The sequence below is a fragment of the Acinetobacter sp. YH1901134 genome, assembly GCF_013416965.1.
Classification (GTDB): Bacteria; Pseudomonadota; Gammaproteobacteria; order Pseudomonadales; family Moraxellaceae; genus Acinetobacter; species Acinetobacter amyesii.
In genome coordinates, this window is record NZ_VPEW01000020.1 from 14,009 (window position 1) to 35,183 (window position 21,175).

Annotated in this window: 21 protein-coding genes and 2 tRNA genes; 15 read left to right on the forward strand and 8 right to left on the reverse strand. The window is 41.7% G+C overall.

The annotated features are described in order from the left end of the window. Window positions 1-12: 12 nt before the first annotated feature. Window positions 13-630 (reverse strand): imidazole glycerol phosphate synthase subunit HisH, encoded by a 618-nt coding sequence (gene hisH / locus FTV50_RS15000; RefSeq protein WP_078193147.1) that lies wholly within the window; start codon window positions 628-630, stop codon window positions 13-15. Further along, window positions 630-1,223 carry an imidazoleglycerol-phosphate dehydratase HisB gene (hisB, locus tag FTV50_RS15005; protein WP_078190487.1) on the reverse strand — a complete coding sequence of 198 codons (594 nt, stop codon included), beginning with the start codon at window positions 1,221-1,223 and terminating at the stop codon, window positions 630-632. Before hisB ends, hisH begins: the two co-directional genes overlap by 1 nt. A 97-nt stretch (window positions 1,224-1,320) precedes the next feature. Here hisB and FTV50_RS15010 point away from each other — a divergent pair, with 97 nt between their 5' ends. From FTV50_RS15010 to FTV50_RS15055, 10 genes are all read left to right on the forward strand, one after another. Next, window positions 1,321-1,710: a GNAT family N-acetyltransferase gene (locus tag FTV50_RS15010; protein WP_078190486.1), complete on the forward strand. Its 390-nt coding sequence runs from the start codon at window positions 1,321-1,323 to the stop codon at window positions 1,708-1,710. 205 nt (window positions 1,711-1,915) lie between these two features. Beyond that, window positions 1,916-1,991, forward strand: a tRNA-Phe gene (locus tag FTV50_RS15015). Between the two features lie 137 nt (window positions 1,992-2,128). After that, window positions 2,129-2,204, forward strand: a tRNA-Phe gene (locus FTV50_RS15020). A 152-nt stretch (window positions 2,205-2,356) separates the two neighbouring features. Continuing rightward, a complete protein-coding gene (locus FTV50_RS15025; protein ID WP_180024926.1) occupies window positions 2,357-2,797 on the forward strand; it encodes a hypothetical protein in 441 nt (146 codons plus the stop codon). A gap of 30 nt (window positions 2,798-2,827) precedes the next feature. Further along, window positions 2,828-3,553: a hypothetical protein gene (locus FTV50_RS15030; protein ID WP_180024927.1), complete on the forward strand. Its 726-nt coding sequence runs from the start codon at window positions 2,828-2,830 to the stop codon at window positions 3,551-3,553. Between the two features lie 106 nt (window positions 3,554-3,659). After that, window positions 3,660-4,394, forward strand: a complete 735-nt coding sequence (locus tag FTV50_RS15035; RefSeq protein ID WP_111885957.1) for a class I SAM-dependent methyltransferase — start codon at window positions 3,660-3,662, stop codon at window positions 4,392-4,394. A gap of 193 nt (window positions 4,395-4,587) precedes the next feature. Next, entirely contained in the window at window positions 4,588-5,115 is a 528-nt protein-coding gene (locus FTV50_RS15040; RefSeq protein ID WP_249708481.1) for a hypothetical protein, read from the forward strand. 192 nt (window positions 5,116-5,307) lie between these two features. After that, window positions 5,308-6,057, forward strand: coding sequence for a hypothetical protein (locus FTV50_RS15045; RefSeq protein WP_111885958.1), 750 nt, complete (start codon window positions 5,308-5,310; stop codon window positions 6,055-6,057). A 79-nt stretch (window positions 6,058-6,136) separates the two neighbouring features. Further along, the gene (locus tag FTV50_RS15050; protein ID WP_111885970.1) at window positions 6,137-6,415 is read left to right on the forward strand and encodes a hypothetical protein; all 279 of its coding nucleotides are present in this window, start codon (window positions 6,137-6,139) and stop codon (window positions 6,413-6,415) included. 376 nt (window positions 6,416-6,791) lie between these two features. Beyond that, window positions 6,792-8,153, forward strand: a complete 1,362-nt coding sequence (locus FTV50_RS15055) for a GGDEF domain-containing protein (protein WP_180024928.1) — start codon at window positions 6,792-6,794, stop codon at window positions 8,151-8,153. A gap of 52 nt (window positions 8,154-8,205) precedes the next feature. Here FTV50_RS15055 and FTV50_RS15060 read toward each other — a convergent pair whose 3' ends face one another. Beyond that, window positions 8,206-8,826, reverse strand: coding sequence for a hypothetical protein (locus FTV50_RS15060; protein ID WP_111885960.1), 621 nt, complete (start codon window positions 8,824-8,826; stop codon window positions 8,206-8,208). 297 nt (window positions 8,827-9,123) lie between these two features. Between FTV50_RS15060 and tehB the strand changes: the two genes are divergently transcribed. Next, window positions 9,124-9,996 (forward strand): SAM-dependent methyltransferase TehB, encoded by an 873-nt coding sequence (gene tehB, locus FTV50_RS15065; protein WP_180024929.1) that lies wholly within the window; start codon window positions 9,124-9,126, stop codon window positions 9,994-9,996. 338 nt (window positions 9,997-10,334) lie between these two features. On the opposite strand, the gene FTV50_RS15070 is transcribed toward tehB, so the two are convergent. From FTV50_RS15070 to fadB, 3 genes are all read right to left on the reverse strand, one after another. Then, entirely contained in the window at window positions 10,335-11,183 is an 849-nt protein-coding gene (locus tag FTV50_RS15070; protein ID WP_180024930.1) for a hypothetical protein, read from the reverse strand. 126 nt (window positions 11,184-11,309) lie between these two features. Then, window positions 11,310-12,482: an acetyl-CoA C-acyltransferase FadA gene (gene fadA / locus FTV50_RS15075; protein WP_078193136.1), complete on the reverse strand. Its 1,173-nt coding sequence runs from the start codon at window positions 12,480-12,482 to the stop codon at window positions 11,310-11,312. A gap of 12 nt (window positions 12,483-12,494) precedes the next feature. Continuing rightward, window positions 12,495-14,648, reverse strand: a complete 2,154-nt coding sequence (gene fadB, locus FTV50_RS15080; protein ID WP_180024931.1) for a fatty acid oxidation complex subunit alpha FadB — start codon at window positions 14,646-14,648, stop codon at window positions 12,495-12,497. Window positions 14,649-15,119: 471 nt separating this feature from the next. On the opposite strand from fadB, the gene lpxO reads away from it, so the two are divergent. After that, window positions 15,120-16,034 carry a lipid A hydroxylase LpxO gene (gene lpxO, locus FTV50_RS15085; RefSeq protein ID WP_078190472.1) on the forward strand — a complete coding sequence of 305 codons (915 nt, stop codon included), beginning with the start codon at window positions 15,120-15,122 and terminating at the stop codon, window positions 16,032-16,034. 111 nt (window positions 16,035-16,145) lie between these two features. Here the strand turns inward: lpxO and FTV50_RS15090 are convergent, their stop codons facing one another. Further along, entirely contained in the window at window positions 16,146-16,418 is a 273-nt protein-coding gene (locus tag FTV50_RS15090; RefSeq protein WP_180024932.1) for a hypothetical protein, read from the reverse strand. Between FTV50_RS15090 and FTV50_RS15095 the strand changes: the two genes are divergently transcribed. Together FTV50_RS15095 and FTV50_RS15100 are read left to right on the forward strand one after the other, a co-directional pair. After that, window positions 16,417-17,499, forward strand: coding sequence for a diguanylate cyclase domain-containing protein (locus FTV50_RS15095; RefSeq protein ID WP_180024933.1), 1,083 nt, complete (start codon window positions 16,417-16,419; stop codon window positions 17,497-17,499). The two genes, FTV50_RS15090 and FTV50_RS15095, sit on opposite strands and share 2 nt — an antisense overlap. Before the next feature lie 181 nt (window positions 17,500-17,680). Next, window positions 17,681-18,094: a PH domain-containing protein gene (locus tag FTV50_RS15100; protein WP_180024934.1), complete on the forward strand. Its 414-nt coding sequence runs from the start codon at window positions 17,681-17,683 to the stop codon at window positions 18,092-18,094. A gap of 53 nt (window positions 18,095-18,147) precedes the next feature. On the opposite strand, the gene FTV50_RS15105 is transcribed toward FTV50_RS15100, so the two are convergent. Further along, complete coding sequence (locus tag FTV50_RS15105) at window positions 18,148-19,194, reverse strand: AAA family ATPase (RefSeq protein ID WP_180024935.1); 1,047 nt, start codon at window positions 19,192-19,194, stop codon at window positions 18,148-18,150. Window positions 19,195-19,372: 178 nt separating this feature from the next. On the opposite strand from FTV50_RS15105, the gene uvrC reads away from it, so the two are divergent. Continuing rightward, window positions 19,373-21,172: an excinuclease ABC subunit UvrC gene (uvrC, locus tag FTV50_RS15110; protein ID WP_180024936.1), complete on the forward strand. Its 1,800-nt coding sequence runs from the start codon at window positions 19,373-19,375 to the stop codon at window positions 21,170-21,172. Window positions 21,173-21,175 lie beyond the last annotated feature (3 nt).

Here is a 21,175-nt window from a genome sequence, read left to right on the forward strand (position 1 = left end):
GGTGAAGGAATTTTAAATATCCCATTCCACAAAGTTTTTCAGCAATTGCAGGCCGGCTGTATGACTTTTTTCTGGGTGAAATTGTGTCGCAAACAAGTTTTCCTTGTGAATTGCGGTACAGAATTCCAAACCATAGTCACAGGTTGCAGCGACAATGCTTGAATCTTGCGGCTCTACATAGAAGCTATGTACGAAATAGAAACGTGCATCTTGCTCAATGTTTTTCCACATCGGGTGGCTAGGGTCTGCCTGATGCACTTGGTTCCAGCCCATGTGCGGCACTTTTAATCCCTCTACATCAGGGAAGCGTTTAACCGAACCTTCAAAAATACCCAATGCATCTGCACCTCCATTTTCTTCGGAATGCTGCATTAGGGCTTGCATACCGACACAGATCGCAAGCACAGGTTTATTAAATGCCGCTTTACGGACCACTTCATCAATGCCTGCATCATGCATGCCTTGCATACAGTCACGCATTGCTCCCACACCGGGGAACACAATTTTATCTGCTTGTGCAATCAACTTAGGATCATTGGTGACATCAACAGTTGCACCCACGTGTTCGAGGGCTTTTGCTGCTGAGTGAAGATTTCCCATGCCATAGTCAAGAAGGGCAATACGGGTCATTACAATGTTCCTTTGGTAGACGCAACAGTATTTTCGGCACGAGGGTCAACTTCACACGCCATACGTAATGCACGGGCAAAGGCTTTAAATACGCTTTCAATTTGGTGGTGGCTGTTTTTACCTTTTAGGTTGTCGATGTGCAGTGTCATTAACGCATGGTTCACAAAACCTTGGAAAAATTCAGAGAAAAGATCCACATCAAAAGTCCCGATGCGCGCGCGAGTGAATGGAATATCCATCCAAAGACCCGGACGGCCAGATAAATCCACCACAACACGACTCAGTGATTCATCCAGCGGCGCATAGAAGTGACCGTAGCGACGTAAGCCTTTTTTATTGCCCAATGCTTGAGCAAAGGCTTGGCCCAGTGTAATCCCACAGTCTTCTACGGTATGATGATCGTCAATTTCAAGATCGCCATCACAATGAATATCAATATCAAACAGACCATGTCGCTTGATTTGATCAATCATATGATCTAAAAATGGAACACCAGTGTTTAAAGTGCCTTGACCAGTACCATCAAGATTCACACGAACTCGAATTTTGGTTTCGTTGGTGTTTCTTACCACTTCACTGATACGATCTGTCATAGACACGTTCCTCAAATACGTCAAAATGATTGATGTAAAAATATTTTCGCTGTGACGAAAAGTCACCGCATATTAGATTGCTCAGGAGGGTTTATCAATGCCTATTACCGTACATGCCTATACTTCTTTGGAAAATGATGAAGTGCGCAGCCAGCTTGAGCGACTGTATGACACCAGCCCTGAGTTTAGCGACGGTTCCGATGCGATTGAACAACTTGAGCAGAACTTAGCTCAGTATACCTTAGTTTATACTGCAGAATTTAATACAAAATTGATTGGCGCGATTTGGTGTACAGGCCAAGGTGAAAGCAAAACCCTTGAATATATTGTGGTACACCCTGCAAATCGTGGGCGTGGTGTTGCAGAACGTTTGGTCAGTGAAGCCACCCGTATGGAAGAAGAAAAAGGGGTGAAGACTTTTGAGCCAGGTTGTGGCGCGATCCATCGCTGTTTGGCGCACATTGGAAAAATTACTGCGGCAGAATAACCTGTCCCCAATTGAAAGCAGCCATTGAGCTGCTTTTTTGTTGGATAAATACGTTGTCGTCACAGTAATTTCAGCTGTGGAAATTTAAAAGCACTCAAAAAATAAGCAAATAATGTGAAATATTGATTTAAAAATAAACATTTGCACAAAAAAGTGCAACGGATGCTTGACGCCATGAGACTGAAATTGTTTAATACGCCCCATCGGCGTGATAGCTCAGTAGGTAGAGCAACGGATTGAAAATCCGTGTGTCCCCAGTTCGATCCTGGGTCTCGCCACCATATTCAAAACTGATTTTTCAGTTTATCAATCCCTGATCCCATCAGGGATTTTTTTTGCCTAAAAAATATGCATACGAAAAATATTTTTATAAATATGATTGACTAATTAACTAAGATACGGCTTAATACACCGCATCGGCGTGATAGCTCAGTAGGTAGAGCAACGGATTGAAAATCCGTGTGTCCCCAGTTCGATCCTGGGTCTCGCCACCATATTCGAAAAAACCTCAAACCATTGTTTGAGGTTTTTTTTCGTCTGCTGTTTTTCAGGTGTTGATATTTCGCACAGTTTAACTGCTACAATCGATGCCAGATGATGAGCCCAATGGCTATTAGAAAATTATTAAAAAATAAGGGTTAAGGTTATGAAAAAAATATTATTTCCTGTTTTGGTCGGCATGAGTGTCTTGCTGAGCGCATGTGGTGGCGGGGGCGGCAGTAATGTCGATTCTTCGTATTCTAAAACCATTATTCAAAATGGTGTGACCTATGAATGTAAAAGTGAAAATGCAGCAGCGCTTTGTGATAATGGCAATTGTTCTTCATGTGAATCATCGCTCGATAAAATAATTACAGCATCGTGCAGCACCAGTATTTCTGCGGGGCAAACAATTTATGCCGTGACCAAAACGGGCTGTGTATCCAATATGAAATCGGGCAGCAGAATAACTGCAGCATGTGATAATGGTCTGCTTAAATTAAAAGTTGGATCTAACTTTAGCTTAAATCAGGTGATTAATACGGGTACGACGATGAGCTCTGGTGAGTATATTGTCGGCACAGAAGTGCTCCGCTGTGGCTTTTAATCAAATGAACATAGGTTCGTGGAGTGACAGTTGAAGCGACTTCAATATGCGGCGCTTGGACTGCTCTGTTTTGCACTGGGCTATATTGCGGCATCGTGGAATGACCAACCAAGCTTGACGTCACCGCCACCTGAGCACTCGCTTGTCTCTTTGGCGACGAATAATCCTGTGGCACTCTTGGCTTTAGATCGAGATGCCTCGGATCAGCCTCATTCTAAAGATATACAGCAACAACTCAAAGGCCAACATCGTCAGCTAAAGAGCATTATTCAGCAGACTTCAGATCAACAATTGGGGCAATATTTACAGCAGGCATTTCCCAATTACAGTTTTGCAGGGATTCAAAATAAGCAGCAGTTTGCGCAGCAGATGTTAGACGAATTTCTACAAGCCAAAAATGATCCGCAGCAGCGATTGGCAGGGCAAGCGTATGTGACTGATCAATCACAGACAGATGTAGATCAAGTTTTACCTCGTGAAATCTATGTCACACAGCCGTTGTATGCACATTTTGATACCATGGGTAAAGTTCCAAACAATACGCAAGTTATGGTGCGTTGGACGCATCGTGATAGCGGTGAAGTGCTGCTCTTTACGCCACGCAAAGTCAGTGAGCAACAGCAACAAAACTGGGTGAGTTTCTATCCTATGACTGGATGGAAAACTGGTCACTATGATGTGAAATATTATCAAATGAATGATCAATTAAGCCCGATTGCACAGACCAGTTTTTATATACAGCACGTGATTGAGTAAATATTTGAAGCTCAAATTTTATCGCTGAAGCTATGACGTAAGTGCTAGTTTCCGACCCTAAAAATTCGATTAAACTGATAAAAAAAACAACCAATGAATCCCCGCAATGAAAGATCTTTTCTCTACAGGGAGTGCGCTGTATCAACAAGCACGTCCAAGTTATTCTGCTGAAGTTGTCGATAGCATCTCGCAGCATGTTGCCGTGCGTGAACTGGCATGGGACTGTGGTGCAGGTTCAGGTCAATTTACCAAAGGTTTGGCGTCCTATTTTCAACAGGTTTTAGCGACAGATCTGAGTGCCGAACAATTGGCACAAGCACCCAATTTAGACAATGTGCGTTATGAGCAAGCTAGCGCAGAACATTGTCCGCTTGCTGACCATTCAGCGGATTTAATTACAGTTGCGCAAGCGATTCATTGGTTCGATTTTGCTGCCTTTTATGCGGAAGTACGACGAGTATTGAAACCCCATGGTCACATCGCCATTGTGGGCTATGGTCTGATTCAATTTGAACATGCGGAATTAAACCAGCTTTTACAGGATCTGTATTTTGTCACGTTAAAGGGCTATTGGGACGTTGAACGTCGTTACATTGACGAAGAATATCGCAGTATTCCGTTTCCATTTCAGGAGTTAGCGACACCTCAGCTGTTTTTAAATTATAGGTGGAGTGCACAGCAAATTTTAGACTATTTGCAAACATGGTCTGGATTAAAACACTACCAAAAACAACATCCAACACATCAACCGTGTGCAACTTTGAACGACTTCTTTAGCCGTCATCCGCAGCAAGAGTTTGCTTTGTCATTTCCTGTGCTGTTAAGAATCGGGACAGTATAAAAAAGAAAAAGTAGCCGCAATATAGATAGATAAAGGATGATATCTTAAGTCTAGAATGAGCAACGTGAGGTTTGAATCGGCTGTACTTTCGTGCCGTTTGTCGGGGTTCAATCTAGTAAGTTGATTAATTGTTGTACAATAATGGCAGTGTAAATTTTTTCAATTTTTTATTTTTAAATCTCTCGGAATGAACATGATGAATCTCCCTAAATCTGTTTCCGTTTTGGTTTTTGTTAGCGCAGCAATGACGGCTATGAGTACTTTGGCTGCGGAAAAAGCCACTACAAAAGCTGAGGATACCGAACAAAAAGCTATCCAGATGCCTGCTTTAACCATTATGGCAGAGCGTGAAATGCGTGCAGAGACGGGCATTGTTGAGTATCAAGAGCAGGTGGATCGCCGTAAAGCCTTACAGCAACGGGTGATGCAACTTGAGCGCGATACGCAAAACAAAGGTGTCGATGCAACAATCGTATCAAATGTAGATGTCTTGCCTGCGACAGCAGTGCCTGATATGTCGAATTTATCGCCTTTGATGCAGCAGCATGTTTTAGATATTGCCGCAGGTTTGCAGTCTTCTGACCCACGCAATGGTTTATATATTATGTTGCAACCCTTTGGGATAGACCGAAATGCGACCAATGTGCAAATCAGTCGTGATCAAATCAATCTCGGCAATATTGACCGTCAGTTAAATACCAATCCGATCAAGACCCCATAATCGAATACATCTCTATAGCAAATTGAAGGCGAAAATTCATGTTTTATCCATGAATTTTCGTTTTGATGACATGCGCAATTTAAGACTTTCTATATTGATGATTTCAAATAGCCTCCTTAAAAAGCATGGCTATTTTATCGTCAATCTTCAAACTTTTGGTTAAACTGAATAAAAGGGCATTCGGAGCTCATTATGCCGCGTATCTTTGTTGTCTTGGCCAGTGCAACGGTATTGGTCTTTGGATGGATGTTTTATCAATATTCAGTACAGCAAAAAGAAGCTGTGCAACTCTCGACCTATGAAACGGTTTTGCGCGAAAAAACCGAGCAAATTTTTCAGCAAGCTCAGCACTGGGAAGAACCGATACAACTTAATGTGACAGATGCACGGCTAACGGGTGATTATAAAATCATGTCGGATTTTATTTTGAGCCAAATGCTGCAGCGTGCAGAAGCGCGAAATCAGTATATTCGTGATCTTAAAGCACTGAATTGGGATAAATTTCTTGATATCGATCGCTTATTAAAAGATAAAAAAAACCAATATCAAGAGACTGAGCAAATGCTGCAGCAGGTGCATGCAGTGGTCGATGCTTATGAGCAAAAAACCACACAGCAAGAGGAAAATGGTTTAGCTCAGGCCAAACAGTTGGCGGTCAAACAGGTGTTTCGTCAGCAAATTGCCCAGAGTTTAAGAGACAGTCGTGATAGTGATGAGTCGCATGCTTTATTTGAGTTAGAAAAGCAAAGCTTGGCGAAGGCTGATGAGCTCTTTGCTGTGCTGAAAGCCAATAAATGGGAAAAGAAAAATAAATTATTTATGTTCTATGAAGATGCGCCTTTAAAGCAGTTTAATCAGCTTTATACAGAGATGTTAGCGCTTAATGCGCAAATGGATGAGATCCGCCAAAAGAACCGTTCAGAGTTGAAACAAAAGCTTTAACTGACTGTCATCTCTCTTTCAAATTTGCGCGATAAAGTGGCTTATAGCAGGGTTTTACATCATATAGAGGTCCATGCTCATGCGAGCTATTCAGATTTTTGATGATATTCAGCAGGTCTATATCGACTTTATCGCGAACCGCCAATATCCACGTTTGGAAAGTTTAAACAATTGGGGCAAGAACCGTTTTTTCTTCAATCAGTATTTTCGCATGATTGAAGATTGGCATCTGACTGAACAGATTGTGATTGAATTTAATCAACAATTTTATAGTTTGGATACAGGGACGGCGCCTGACTTTATGGATCAAGATAAATACATGGCTTGGTTGATGGAACAATTACAAATACTAAAATAAGTCCTTCTCATTCAAATTATTCAGCACAGCTTCGAGACATGTTATACAAGTGAAAGCCATCCTTTAGCGGATGGCTTTTTTGTTGCTATCGAGCATCAATTTGGGAGCTGAGTTCCGAACTAGCATGAATAACGCAAAAAACATTGGCTTTAAAACAGTCTTCGATTGTTTAAATTGCAAATTTAATACAACTATTAATCAATAGTGTGACTTAAATCACTTAAAATACGCCGAAAATTTAAACATAAATTTTTAGCTAGCAGCCCATATCGCATAAGAAGCTGAGCTGTATTGAACTTGCAAGCATTCTAACCTTAGACCGATTGGCTTTGAATGAAAGGTTTATCGCCATTTTTAGAGACGATTTTTTTAGCGTATGAAAAAATTAATACTGCTATGGCTTGCCATATGTGCGGTTTCATTGGTGTCGATAGGCTATACCTATGAATTATTTATTAGCCCTGTTTGGGTGGTAAATGCATTCGCGGCCTATGGCATGATTTTAATGCGGAAGCATTTAAGCCACGACTTACTGATCGTGCTCTATGCTTTTAGTGCGATCTTTGTGGCTTCGCTGATGGTCGATCCCGCCAAGACATTAGAGGATAAATTTCTCCTGTGTGCGATTTCGGCATTTCAAATTTGGGTATTTATTAAAGCCTATTTGGCACTGAGCCATTTAAAAAAGCGCCGCTTTAAACGAACCCTGATGCTAACTGTTCCGAGTATCGTGAGTGGTTTTGCAGGCAGTCTATTATTCGTGGCGTGTTTTCAGATGGATAACCAGTACTTTGCCTTTGTTGATTATTTTCTAGAGCAATTTGCAACAAGTTTGGCTGTGGTGTGTTTATTATTTGGTGTTCAGCGCTGGATGAATGTACCGTGGATAGATTATGGCTATCTGATCGTGGCATTGGCCGTGCAATATGTGATCTCAAATGATCAGATCTTCTATGCCTGCATAGTCTTGCCTTTATTGATGTGTTATTACGCGATCAAATACGACCTCAAAACTTTTTGCTGGCTGATTGGTTTAATGACGCTGATCTGTGGCTGGTATGGTGCCATGCCATTGGCTGGGGAATATTGGTCAGATGCACAGGTACATATGCTCTCGCGGATCAGTTCTTATCGTTTGGCATTGGGTATTTATCTGATCATTTTTCTGTTTATTTGTGAGCTATATGCACGAAATAAACGCCTGTATTTGGCTTTGCAACGTGTAAGTTTTTGCGATGAGTTGACGGGGCTGAAAAATCGCCATGCCTTTAAAGAACAAATATTTATAGAGGGTGCGGTTGATAAAGGCTGTGTCATTTTGCTCGATGTCGATAATTTTAAAAAAATTAATGACCAATATGGACACCAAATTGGGGACAGTGTTTTGGTGCATTTGGCAAAAATCTTAAAAAATTGTAGTCCTCGCGCGAGTTTTATCAGTCGCTGGGGCGGTGAAGAATTTTTAATTTTGCTCGAAGGTGCCGATTTGGAGCAGGGTAAAATGTTGTGTGAAACAATTTTGGAACGCTGCGAACATGTGCCGTTTCGAAAAGATCAATTAAGGCTAGATGTCAGCTTTAGTATGGGCTTGGCCGAGTTTCAACAGCTGAATTTGTCCAATTACTCCACGACTCTACAGCAGGTCGATGCCTGCCTATATCAGGCGAAATCACAGGGGAAAAATCAGTTTGTTTATCAAAAGATTATTCCGTTGGCAGAAAGCAGTATTGCGGTCTAAATGGGAAAAAAAGATGCCGTGAAGGCATCTTTTTTTAGCATTTAATCAATGATTAAGCTGCTTTTTTGAACCAAGAAAAGAAACCTTTTTTCTCAGCTTTTGCTGCTTCAGCTTTTTTCTCTGCACATTTTTTAGCACAGTCTTTTTTCGCTTCAGCTTTTACTTCTTCAGTTTTAGTTTCAACAGCTTCTTTTGCATCAGTTGCTTTTTCTACAGCCGCATCTTTTGCTTCAACAGTTTTTGCAACGACAGCATCTTTAGTTGCTACAGTTTTTGCTACAGTCGCGTCTTTTACTGCAACAGTGTTCGCAACAACAGCGTCTTTAGCCGCTACAGTTTTTGCTAAAGTTGCATCTTTTGCTGCAACTGCAGTTTCTTTAGTTGCTGCTGCTTTTTCTACAACTGCTTTTTTCATGTCAGCAGTTTTTGCTTTAGTAGTTTCTTTCACCGTTAAAGTTTTAGTTTGAGTCGCTTTTTCTGCAACAGCCACTTGAGTTTTAGCAGCATCTTTAGTTGCTTGAGCAGCAGCTACAGTTGCAGTTTTCGCTTGTGTAGCTTGAGCTTTTACAGCTTCAACAGCAGTCGCAGGTTTTTTTTCTACAGCAGTAGTTGCCATAGCAGAAGTTGTAGCAGCAACTAAAGCAACAGCTAAAGTAGTTTTGATCGCGTTCATAGTCATCACTCTATAAAACTTAGTTAAAATAAGGCATTGTAAATTTTATGCCTTATCAACAGCGCTTAGGTTACACGGCACAGAGTGAGGGATTTGATTGTGTGAATATTCCACCAATGTTACAAATGGATAACATGGTGTTACGCAGAAAAACAAACAAAAACAGCGAGCATTGCATAGCATTCGAAATTTTCAATTCAAAGCTGATTTAAAAATACTGTTAAAGCCGTTATGGTGAATATAAATTATTGCCATTGGTATGGCATAAAAATAACGTCGCTTGAGGGATAACTACAGATGCAGCAGCTTATTTGTTATAAACAGCTCCCTGTGTGGACGCAGCAATCGATTCCACAAGGTTTTAAACAACAGCACAATACCAAAGCAGGGACATGGGCAAAACTCACCGTGCTGCAAGGTGAAGTAAATTTTGCCATGTTAGATGCGTCTGGAAATGTCCTCTCGACGCATGTATTTAGTCCAGACCTACCACCGCCGTTTATAGAACCACAGGCGTGGCACAAGATTATGTCTGCGAGTGATGATGTGCAATGTCAGTTAAGTTTTTATTGTTTAGCACAGGACTATTTTTATAAGAAGTATCAACTCAGCCCAACACATTCAGAAATTTTGGCTGCAACACCGTATTTGCATGGTGGACGTGCTTTGGATGTCGGCTGTGGGCAGGGGCGTAATTCGCTGTACTTAAGTCAGCTGTCTGAGCAGCGTTTTGAGGTGGATGCATGGGATGTCAATCCACACAGTTTGCACAAGCTGCAAGAGATGATCGCTGCGGAAGGCATTGAAAATATTCATGTACAGCAGCGTGATCTAAACGCTGACCCAAGCATTACAGGTACATACGACTTTATTTGCTGTACCGTGGTGATGATGTTTTTAGAGGCCAAGACAGTAAAGCCTCTGATTCAGCAGATGCAGCAAGCCACAAATATCAATGGTTATAACCTGATTGTCTGTGCGATGGATACGCCTGATCTGCCTGCGCAGCCTGACTTTCCATTTAGCTTTAAAGCAGGGGAGTTAAGTGCTTTGTATGAGGGCTGGAACATTGTGAAATACAATGAAAATGTCGGAGAGTTGCATCGGGTGGATGAGCAAGGCAATCGGATTAAACAGCATTTTGCGACTTTGTTGGCGCAGAAAATTTAAGCCAAGAATTGTAGGATGTTGAGTTGAAGAGTTGGGGATCAACTCAACACTTACTTTACTTAAACTGAAAAAAAGGGAACCATTTTTGAGTTAGTTTGGTAGTACTTATATGTAGGTCGAGTAATTTAATAAAATGTACCCAAATGAGTAATTTAGGTTAATAAATGATGTTGATTATTTTTTAGTGGTCATAGAATATTTTAACGAAATGAATTTTTAAACTTATTTAGAGCTGACCCTTGTTAAGCCTAAATGTGGTAAATTTGAACACTTAATCTCTGTTGTTGCATGCTGAAAAGCGTTGTACTCAGCATGCAACTTTATATCTGAGCCTGAACTTAATTTACTTTAGTTTCAAACAATGGATTAAGGATTTGGTCTGCTTGTAAATTATGGTTATTAGTAGAGTAGATTCTACCTTTAAGTAAGTCAGCTTTATGCCATTCGAATGTTTGCTTATCTAAGTCTAATAAACGAACTGAGTATTGCTGACCCTCCTTAGGCATGTATGCTGTAACTATTCCAGCACCTGCACCCATAGTTGCTAGTGTTACACCTACACTTAAGGCACCCATTGCAAATTTACTTCCTACAGATGCATTCAATCCATCAAGCGAAACTAAAAAAATATAGTTTGAGTTTGCCCATTCTTTTAAAGTCTTGACAGTTGTTTCATCAAGCTGAGGCATATCTAGTTTTGCATTTCTATTTCGAACATTTGATAAATTTACAGCATCTGTTTTGGCTATAAACTGAGTAAGTGCAAATGCTGCTGCACGTTGATCATCAGTCATATTGCTATTTTGATTTAGAAGAGGATATGTGCTGATAGGCGCTCTTTTAGAATTGCTATCAACCTGAAATTCGTATTTTTTAAGCTGTTCTTCAGGCATTGAACCACAAATAAACGGCATAGCAGAGGTACTAACAGTGACATTATGTTGGTTTAACTGTTGTGTAAAAGTTTGAATAAACTTCTCACTTGTCAGTTTAGTGGGCTCGATGAGTACTAAATCTTTCCCTAATTCATTGGTTAAAAGGCATGAGTTCACAAAAATCGCTACAGGTTTTACTTGGATTGCAGCTTGGGTCTGATTTAATTTTTGGCGCGACTCTTCGGAGATTTTTGTTGTTGCACAACCTGTAAATGCAAGACTGGCGATCAGTGGTAACACAATATTTTTCATAGAAACTCTTGTTTGGTTTTGTTTGATTTCTATGCGTATTATGCATAAATTGTGTTAATAATCTAATTAAATCTTTATTAAAAAACCCCGCAAAAGCGGGGTTCTTTTTAGTCACGTATTTAAGAATTAAACACGTTCAATCACTGTTGCGATACCTTGACCTAGACCAATACACATGGTCGCAAGACCGATTTGTGTATCTTGCTGTTCCATTACGTTCAACAATGTTGTTGTGATACGCGCACCAGAACAACCCAATGGGTGACCCAAAGCGATTGCACCACCGTTCAAGTTCACACGGTCTTGTTGGTCATAAATGCCTAAGCCTTTAAGAACAGACAAACCTTGTGCTGCGAACGCTTCGTTCAATTCAAACGTTTGAATATCAGCAATTGACAAGCCAGCACGTTTAAGCGCTTTTTGAGTTGCTGGTACAGGACCATAACCCATGATCGCAGCATCACAGCCTGCAACCGCCATAGAACGAATCACAGCACGTGGCTTAAGACCTAAAGCTTGAGCACGTTCAGCAGACATCAGCAACATTGCAGAAGCACCATCAGACAAAGCTGAAGATGTTGCAGCAGTTACTGTACCGCCTTTCGGGTCGAATACTGGACGTAAAGCTTGGAATGCTTCAAGGTTTGCATCAGGACGAATCACTTCATCGATATCGCACAGAATTTTGAAGCCATTTGCATCGTGACCTTCAACGCCCACGATTTCATTTTTGAAACGACCTTCTTGTGTTGCAGCCCAAGCACGGCGGTGTGATTCAACACCAAACGCATCTTGTTCTTCACGCGAAATACCGTTCATACGACCTAACATTTCAGCAGTTAAGCCCATCATGTTAGACGCTTTTGCATAATGCTTAGACGCTTCTGGGTTGATGTCGATGCCGTGCATCATGCCAACGTGACCCATGTGCTCTACACCACCAATGATGAAGATATCACCTTGGTTGGTTGCAATTTGCGCAGCCGCTGTGTGGATTGCTTGCATAGAAGAACCACAAAGACGGTTCACTGTTTGACCTGCAACAGTCTTTGGAAGATCAGCCAATAACGCAATGTTACGACCAATGTTCATACCTTGCTCTAGGGTTTGGTTTACACAGCCCCAGATTACGTCTTCAACTTCATTGGTATCAAACTGGTTACGAGCAACAAGCGCGCGTACTAATTCAGCAGATAAGCTGTCAGCACGTACGTTACGGAACATACCATTTTTGGTTTTACCCATTGCTGAACGTACGCCATCAACGATGACAACGTCACGTGGATTTAAAGTAGCCATTCACGTTGCTCCTTAACCGTAGAATTTTTTGTTGTTTGCAGCCATGTCACGCAACATTTGTGGCGCTTCATAAGCCTTACCTAAATACGCATATTTGTCGCAAAGCGCTACGTATTCAGCGACACCTGTTTGGTCGATGTAACGGCATGGACCACCACGGAATGGAGGGAAACCTACACCCATGATCATCGCCATATCTGCTTCAGCAGCAGTCGCTACGATATTGTCTTCTAGGCAACGAACAGTTTCGTTACAGAACGTCAGCATCATACGGTCAATGATTTCTTGAGCATCAAATTCACGTTTTTCCGCAGTTGCAACAGAAGCCACAAGTTCGTAAGCCACTGGATCAACCACTTTGGCTTTCTTACCTTTACGGTCAAGTTCGTATTTGTAGAAACCAACGTCATTCTTTTGACCCAAACGTTTTGCTTCATACATCGTTTGAATTGAACCTTTGAAGTCAGGCTTCATACGGTCAGGGAAACCTTCCGCCATTACTTCTGCACCGTGTACGCCTGTGTCGATACCCACAACGTCGATGAGGTAAGCAGGACCCATTGGCCAGCCGAATTTTTCCATCACTTTATCAACTTGCTGGAAGTCAGCACCGTCTTTCAGTAGAAGGTCAAATGCACCGAAGTAAGGGAACAATACGCGGTTTACCAAGAAGCCCGGGCAGTCATTGACAACGATTGGGGTTTTACCCATTTTCTGAGCAAGAACCACAGTCGTTGCGATTGCCTCAGCAGATGTTTTCTCACCACGGATCACTTCAACCAATGGCATCATGTGAACTGGGTTAAAGAAGTGCATACCTACGAAGTTTTCAGGACGCTCTAGGTTTTCAGCCAAACGTGTGATTGAAATGGTTGATGTGTTAGACGCAATGATCGTGTTTTCACGAACATTCTTCTCAGTTTCAGCAAGTACGATACCCTTAACTTTAGGGTTCTCTGTAACTGCTTCAATCACGATGTCCACTTCTTTAAACTCGTCATAGCTTAAAGTCGGACGGATGCGCGCAAGAGTTTCACCCATTTTCGCCGCAGTCATTTTTTTGCGATCAACTTGTTTAGTCAACAATTTGTTCGCTTCAGACATACCTAACGCCAATTGTGGGTTACCAATGTCTTTCATGATGATTGGTGTGCCTTTGCTTGCTGCTTGGTAAGCAATACCACCACCCATGATACCCGCGCCTAATACAGCTGCTTGGTTGACAGGGTGAGCACCTTTTTCATATTTCTTCGAAGTTTTCTTCACAATTTGGTCGTTAAGGAATAAACCAATTAACGCACCTGCTTGTGGAGTCACAGCCGCTTTAGCAAAACCTTGCGCTTCGATTTTCAATGCTTCATCACGTGGAAGGCTTGCACCTGCTTGTAATGAGTCTAGAAGAAGTTTTGGCGCTGGGTATTGTGCAGGGTTTGCTTTAGCAAGCACTGCACCTTTCGCTGTATTGAATGCCATCATTTGTTCAAGCATGTTCAATTTAACAGGATCTAATTTTTCTTGACGTTTTGCTTTCCAGTCTACACGGCCAGCAATCGCTTGTTTCACAAGGTCAATTGCAGCGTCTTGTAGTTTGTCTGCAGCAACAACTGCATCAACAGCACCGTCTTTGAGCGCAGCAGCCGGCTTTTTCGGTGCAGCCATTGCCATCCATTCAACCGCATTGTCGATACCAATCACGCGGCTTAAACGAACCGTACCACCAAAACCAGGGTAGATACCCAGTTTGATTTCTGGAAGGCCTACTTGTGCAGCATCTGACATCACACGATAGTCACACACTAAGCACATTTCAAAACCGCCGCCCAATGCCATACCATTGATTGCAGCAACTTTAGGAACGTTTAGATCTTCAAACGCATTGAAGATGTCGTGAACAGGCAATGCCCAATCCACAATCGCTTGTTCGCCTTGAGCGAAGTTGTCACCGAATTCAGTGATATCTGCACCCACGATAAATGTAGATTTACCTGAAGTAACGATTAAACCTTTGATGTCACCGTTTGCTTTAACAGCGTCAATTGCAGCTTTAAAATCTTCAATTGTTGCGCGGTTAAACTTGTTGACCGACTCACCTTGTAAGTCAAAGCGGAATTCTGCAATTCCGTCCGAAAGCATTTGGACGGTAATGGCATTGCCAGCGTGGATCATGCCTGATCTCCTTTATTTTGGAGGACTTCTAAGTTGATGTTGTGAAGCGAGTACGCGGTTCCTGCGTACACTTTATGCCTCGCTAATCTTACGATAACTATATCTAAAAAGAACATAACAAGTTGTATCAAGCCGTGACGCTAGGGTCATCAAAATTTCTTTTGGAAATAGACTTTGGATCTGCCTTTAAACGCTATCGCTCTAATTAAATATGTTGAAGCTTATGTTTCAGTTCACATTTTTTTATAAATGTAAGCTATAGATTGAGATGCGAATGAAAAATTCAAGAAAAAAGCAAGTGTATTTTTCGGCAGAATGGTCAATTCACTTTTAACATTGTCATCCATCTTTGCTGAGACACAGTGTTCTATGCTGCTTATTTAGGCATCACTGAGCACTATGCTATACTCGCCGCGTTCTCAAAAGTTAATTTTTCATTAAGCACAATGCTTATTAGCACCAGGTCCTCATATGATTAAGTGGATTATCCTGGCGGTCTTTGTCATTTCTGCGTTTTATATTCAGCAACGCGGTAAAGTCCGTCATTCATTTTATCGTCAGTTTTTTGATCATTCGACATTGCTCGCACCGATCAATTTTCTCATGTACATGTTTTCAAAAGTGCCGAGTCAACCCTATATCGACACGCAGCATTTTAAAGATTTAAAAGTCTTAGATGAAAACTGGGAAATGATTCGTGATGAAGCCAAGGCCTTGTATGAAAAAGGGGGCATCAAAGCATCGAGTACTTATGATGATCTTGGATTTAACTCGTTCTTTAAAACAGGTTGGAAACGCTTTTATTTAAAATGGTATGACTCAGCCCATCCTTCGGCTGCTGAACTTTGCCCAAAAACTACGGCTTTATTAAAAAACCTACCCACCATTAAAGCTGCGATGTTTACCGAGTTGGCGCCCGACAGTCGTTTAGTCCGTCATCGAGATCCCTATGCCGGTTCATTGCGTTATCATTTGGGCTTATTGACGCCCAATGACGACCGCTGTTTTATTGATGTCGATGGTCAGCGGTACTCATGGCGTGACGGCGAGAGTGTGGTGTTTGATGAAACCTATATTCACTATGCTGAAAATAAAACGGATCAGAACCGGATCATTTTCTTTGCAGACGTTGAACGGCCATTAAAGTCGAAGTGGATGGAAGCTTTTAACCATTGGTTTGGTAAAAATGTCATGACTGCTGCAAGTTCACCGAATGAAAGCGGTGATAAAACGGGTGGTTTAAATAAAGTATTTGGCTATGTCTATCAAATTCGCATAAAAGCCAAAGCCTTGAAAAAAACCAATCGTTCACTGTATTACTTTTTAAAGTGGTTCCTGATGTTGGGGCTGTTTTTCCTGATTTTTGTACGTCCATATTTATTTTAAAAGTGGAATAAATATCGAAAAAATGCGCCCTTAGGGGCGTTTTTTTATGCTGACAGTCAGTGAAATATCAGTTATCGTGGAAGCAGAATAAAAATAATTATGCAGAGCAAATCAGCCAAAAGCAGAAATAGTGTTAGCCAAAATAAGCCAGAACCAGAATAAGCCAGAAAAAGTGAGCCAATAGACGAGGAAAATGATGTTGACGTCCAAACTTAAGCCCATGCAAAACCGTTGAGCTGAAAGAAAAGTGTCATCATCAATGATAGCCAAAACCCAAGGGTGAAAACGGTGGAAGCTTTGCATGCAGGCATGAAGACCTACTGCATAGAAACCCTGAGTAAACGCCTGAAGGGATTGATTTGGCGGGAAGGGTATCCGATTCATGAAAGCAACCAACCAAACATTGATGCATCAAATGCATATTTCGATGCAAGATATAGAACGACGTAAACAGTTGCTTGGCTTGACTGATTTAGAGCTGGCGGAACTGGCTTCGATTGGTGGAATTGTGGCGCCAATACTCGACAGTATGGTCGATGAATTTTATGAAAATCAGACCTCAATTCCAGAAATTGCCACTTTGATTGGTGATCTTGATACCTTGAAGCGTTTGCAACGCGCGCAGCATCAATATTTATTGGATTTATTTTCCGGGCGCTATGACAGCGCGTATGTGAATAACCGTTTACGGATTGGTTTGGTTCATAAGCGCATAGGTGTAGAGCCGAAGTTGTATCTCTCTGCGGTGCATACCCTAAAGACCATGTTGTTTCGCTTAATTCAGCGTACCTTTAATGATACGGAACAATATCAGCGGATTATTAACACCTTGGAAAAGCTCTTTATGTTCGACACTACATTGGTGGTGGAAACCTATGTGTGGAGTTTGATTAATGAGGTGAAGATCTCCCGTGAAAAAATGGAACAGTATGCGCATGCGCTAGAGTTTCGTGCACAAGAAATGGAAGAACTTTCACAGCGCGATCCATTAACAGGACTGTTAAATGTCCGGCATTTATCGACCTTATTGACCAGTATTTTATATACCGCACAGCGTAATCATGAACCCGTAACAGTAGTGTTTATTGATATCAATGATTTTAAAAAGATCAATGATGAACAAGGTCATCCACGTGGAGATCAGGTACTACAAACGGTTGCTGCGGCCATAAAGTCGGTTGCACGTTTAGATGATCATTGCTTCCGTTATGGCGGAGACGAATTTTGTTTGGTCTTGCCGGGATGTAGTGAAAAGCATGTGGAAGCGAGTTTTATCCCGCGTTTATTAGAAGCGGTGGCTGAAATGGAAGCAGGCTTAAGTTTAAGTATTGGGCTCTGTCAAACAGACCATCAGCAAGGCTATATAGATGCCATGAGCTTGGTACAACAAGCCGATGCTAAAATGTATCAAGAGAAAAAGAATTATAAACGTTTGCAGGAACAACCTATGTCGAAAGAAGCGTGATTCGAGCGTAAAGAACGCCAAAAATGACAATTGATGAATAGCGGTACTTGAGCGAAATGGTTCTCCATATTCTTGAAAATAATGTGATAAATACGCTTATTTCCTGCAAAAATAAAAGCTGAAATAGCAGATGCATCCTTCAAAATCTTGTATAGAATAAAAGCAGTTGATGGGGGATAAGATGCAAGTTTTTCGTTCAAAAAAAGATTGGTGGGTGGTGGCGTTTATTGTTTGTATGAGCGGTTTACTCATTCAATTATTACTCACCATGCAAGCCAAAGGCACGATGCAGCAATATCCTCTTCATACCGCGGTGTATATTTTAACGGTATTACTGCTGTGGTGGCCAATATTCAATACACGTTATCAAATTTCCGCTACAGAATTAAACATCCGTAGCATGTTTCTACATTGGCAGATTCCTTTGCAGAATATCCAACGCATCAGTGCAAGTCAGGATTTATCTGCGGCACCTGCGCTTTCCATTAAACGTTTAAAAATTGAATATATACAGAATGGAGAACGCAATTTCGTCATGGTTTCACCGAAAGATCCGCAAGCTTTTGCTAAAGCGATTGGTGTTCCAGTCCAATAAATATAAGAATGCTGAATAAAGGTATGTGAGCATGCCTTTTAAAGACCAGTGAATTATTTAATAATAACCAATTGTCCAAGTTGTGCATCTAGGTGTATTTTAGTTTGTTCGGGATGATTCAAAAAATACACCGCCAAAATAGGCTCAAGCTCGACCCGCATTTTTCGTGCTAAATGTCGTGCGCCATAACGAATATCATGGTTCTGATAAAAATGTGCTTTGGCTGCATCTGTGAGTTTGATACTGCGTTTTTGATGTTGTAGGCGTTGATTAAGTTTTTCCAGTTCAATCTCCACCAAACGAGGTAAAGCATCATCTTGAACGGGTTGATATTGTAGTACACGATCAATACGGTTAATAAATTCAGGGTCGAATTTACGTTGCATGACTTTTTCAATAATGCTGCTGACCGGCACGCGCTTGAGACAAACCTTTTGTATTTTTTCGGGTAAAAAATTTAACTTATCTAGATATTGCTGTGCCGCTTGTGCACCGACATTGCTGGTCATAAAGATCATACAATTACGAAAGTCGATGGTTTTTGTACCTGAGGTTAGGGTTAATTTTCCGCTATCTAGCACATTCATTAAGCCGCGAAGCACTTCGGTTGACGCTTTTTCCAGTTCATCAAAAAGCACGATGCCCGGACGGGTATGACTACCTGCAATGGCAACTTCATCAAATAAACTATGGCCTTCTTTAGAACCGACATAGCCCGGAGGCGCACCAGTAATGGCAGCCGCATAATGTTCCTGTGCGAGCGTGTTCATATCAATACGGCAAAAGGCATCAGGTCGGCCATAAATCACTTCACTGATTAAACGCACAGTTTCGGTTTTACCAACACCTGTCGGTCCAAGCATTAAGGTTACGGAGAGCGGTCGTTCAGGACTGGAAAAATCAGCCTTGACCACATGCAGCATTTTTTCAATTTCGTCTAATGCTGCTTCTTGTCCAATGATCCGTTGCTTTAAGCGTTGCATAACGTCATGCGGTTCAAAATGAAAACGCGGCTTACCCATCAAACGGTTTTTTTCAGCAGTGCTCTGCATCGAAGTTGTCGGGTGTACGACATGGATGGCGGGATTGGCGTTCGTCATGCATCATGTTCCTAAAGCGTGATGTTTTGAGCATAGCAAATTTAGAATTTTGCATTAATAGCTTTTAGCAATCAGATCATTGCTATGAGCAACAATAAATTTGCGGGATTGCTTGAAAATGTAGGTAAAAGCATCACATCATGTCAAAGAGCAATATCGAAGACGGAACAAGGCAAAAGTGAACGAAAACGCACGCGAACATATTGAAAAAATTCTTGCCAATATGACGACTCTACCCGGTGTTTACCGCATGCTGGGTAAAGACGGTGAGTTGCTGTATGTGGGTAAAGCAAAGAATTTAAAAAATCGTGTGTCGAGTTATTTTGTCAAAACTATTGAGCATCCCAAGACGCAAGCCTTGGTCGCCCGTATTTATGATATTGAAACCTTGGTGGTGCGTTCTGAAACGGAAGCCCTATTGCTCGAACAAAACCTGATTAAGCTGCATCGTCCACCGTATAACATCATGCTGCGTGATGATAAGTCTTATGTTTATATTTTTATCTCTGCCGATAAACCCTATCCACGAATTGCCGCAGGACGTGGGAAAGGTAAGCATCAAGCTGGTAAGTTTTTTGGGCCTTATCCGAGTGCTTATAACGCGCGTGATACGTTGGTGGTGCTGCAAAAACTGTTTAATGTGCGTCAGTGTGAAAATAGCTATTTTTCACAGCGCAAACGACCATGCCTGCAATACCAAATTAAACGCTGTTCCGCGCCTTGTGTGGGGTTGATCTCACCCGAAGATTACAAAGAAGATGTCAATAACTCGATTCGGTTCTTACAAGGCGATACCAAAGAGCTCAATCAAGAGCTGATTGGGAAAATGGAAGCTGCGGCAGAAGCTTTGGAGTTTGAAAAGGCAGTGTTTTATCGTGATCGTATGGCACTGCTACGTGATGTACAAACTCAGCAAGCGATTTATAAAGTCAAAGGCGAGGCAGATATTATTGCCATTGCTTATCAAGCCGGTGTGACCTGTGTGCAAATCATGCATGTGCGCAATGGCAAAATGCTCGGCGGAAAGAGTTATTTCCCTGATATGCAGGGTGATGATCTAGGTCAAATGCTCTCGGACTTCATTGCCAATTTCTACTTTCAAGTTGCAGATGAGATTCCAACTGAACTCATCATCAATGTCGATATTCCAGATCGCAAAGACATGGAAGATGCACTACATCAGCACTTTGATAAAAAAATTCAAATCAAACATAAAGTGCGAGAAACTCGTGCCGAATGGCAAGAGCTTGCACAAATGAATGTGCAGCATGCGATTAAAGGTAGACTGGCTGATCATTTTGAATTGAATGAACGTTTTCATCAGTTAGAACAAGTGGTAGGGCGACCAATTGACAGTATTGAGTGTTTTGATATTTCTCACACTATGGGGGAGGCAACTATCGCGTCTTGTGTGGTCTTTGATGCTGGCGGTGCAAGAAAGCGCGACTATCGCCAATTTTCCATCAATGACATTACCGAAGGCGATGATTATGCTGCCATGCGTCAAGCACTGACCCGCCGCTATAAAAAGCATATGTTGCCCGATTTGCTATTAATTGACGGAGGCAAAGGTCAATTACACATGGCGATGGAAGTCATGCAGGAGCTCGAGCTCGATGCCTTTATGGTCGGGGTGTCCAAAGGTGAGGGGCGTAAACCAGGTTTGGAAACTTTGCACTTTACCGATGGTGAAAAAATTCAATTGCCCGAAGACCATAAAGCCCTGCATTTGATTCAACAGGTTCGTGATGAAGCCCACCGCTTTGCTATTACTAAACATCGAGCGAAACGAGATAAAAAGCGTGGCTCATCGGTACTTGAGGTGATTCCGGGCTTAGGGCCAAAACGTCGTCGGGATCTGTTGACCCATTTTGGTGGCATTCAGGGGGTACTCAAAGCTTCGGAAAATGATTTAAAACTTGTACCGGGTTTAGGTGATGTGATGGCGCGCACCATTTATAAAATCCTGCATGAATAGCGC

Excerpts from the sequence above, each read along its gene's own strand:
- lpxO (WP_078190472.1), top strand. The coding sequence starts at position 15,120 with ATGATTAAGTGGATTATCCTGGCGGTCTTTGTCATTTCTGCGTTTTAT.
- FTV50_RS15025 (WP_180024926.1), top strand. The coding sequence starts at position 2,357 with ATGAAAAAAATATTATTTCCTGTTTTGGTCGGCATGAGTGTCTTGCTG.
- FTV50_RS15035 (WP_111885957.1), top strand. The coding sequence starts at position 3,660 with ATGAAAGATCTTTTCTCTACAGGGAGTGCGCTGTATCAACAAGCACGT.
- hisH (WP_078193147.1), bottom strand. The coding sequence starts at position 630 with ATGACCCGTATTGCCCTTCTTGACTATGGCATGGGAAATCTTCACTCA.
- FTV50_RS15095 (WP_180024933.1), top strand. The coding sequence starts at position 16,417 with ATGAAAGCAACCAACCAAACATTGATGCATCAAATGCATATTTCGATG.
- FTV50_RS15100 (WP_180024934.1), top strand. The coding sequence starts at position 17,681 with ATGCAAGTTTTTCGTTCAAAAAAAGATTGGTGGGTGGTGGCGTTTATT.
- FTV50_RS15060 (WP_111885960.1), bottom strand. The coding sequence starts at position 8,826 with ATGAACGCGATCAAAACTACTTTAGCTGTTGCTTTAGTTGCTGCTACA.
- FTV50_RS15055 (WP_180024928.1), top strand. The coding sequence starts at position 6,792 with ATGAAAAAATTAATACTGCTATGGCTTGCCATATGTGCGGTTTCATTG.
- fadB (WP_180024931.1), bottom strand. The coding sequence starts at position 14,648 with ATGATCCACGCTGGCAATGCCATTACCGTCCAAATGCTTTCGGACGGA.
- FTV50_RS15050 (WP_111885970.1), top strand. The coding sequence starts at position 6,137 with ATGCGAGCTATTCAGATTTTTGATGATATTCAGCAGGTCTATATCGAC.
- hisB (WP_078190487.1), bottom strand. The coding sequence starts at position 1,223 with ATGACAGATCGTATCAGTGAAGTGGTAAGAAACACCAACGAAACCAAA.
- tehB (WP_180024929.1), top strand. The coding sequence starts at position 9,124 with ATGCAGCAGCTTATTTGTTATAAACAGCTCCCTGTGTGGACGCAGCAA.
- FTV50_RS15090 (WP_180024932.1), bottom strand. The coding sequence starts at position 16,418 with ATGAATCGGATACCCTTCCCGCCAAATCAATCCCTTCAGGCGTTTACT.
- FTV50_RS15105 (WP_180024935.1), bottom strand. The coding sequence starts at position 19,194 with ATGACGAACGCCAATCCCGCCATCCATGTCGTACACCCGACAACTTCG.
- FTV50_RS15010 (WP_078190486.1), top strand. The coding sequence starts at position 1,321 with ATGCCTATTACCGTACATGCCTATACTTCTTTGGAAAATGATGAAGTG.
- fadA (WP_078193136.1), bottom strand. The coding sequence starts at position 12,482 with ATGGCTACTTTAAATCCACGTGACGTTGTCATCGTTGATGGCGTACGT.
- FTV50_RS15040 (WP_249708481.1), top strand. The coding sequence starts at position 4,588 with ATGATGAATCTCCCTAAATCTGTTTCCGTTTTGGTTTTTGTTAGCGCA.
- FTV50_RS15070 (WP_180024930.1), bottom strand. The coding sequence starts at position 11,183 with ATGAAAAATATTGTGTTACCACTGATCGCCAGTCTTGCATTTACAGGT.
- FTV50_RS15045 (WP_111885958.1), top strand. The coding sequence starts at position 5,308 with ATGCCGCGTATCTTTGTTGTCTTGGCCAGTGCAACGGTATTGGTCTTT.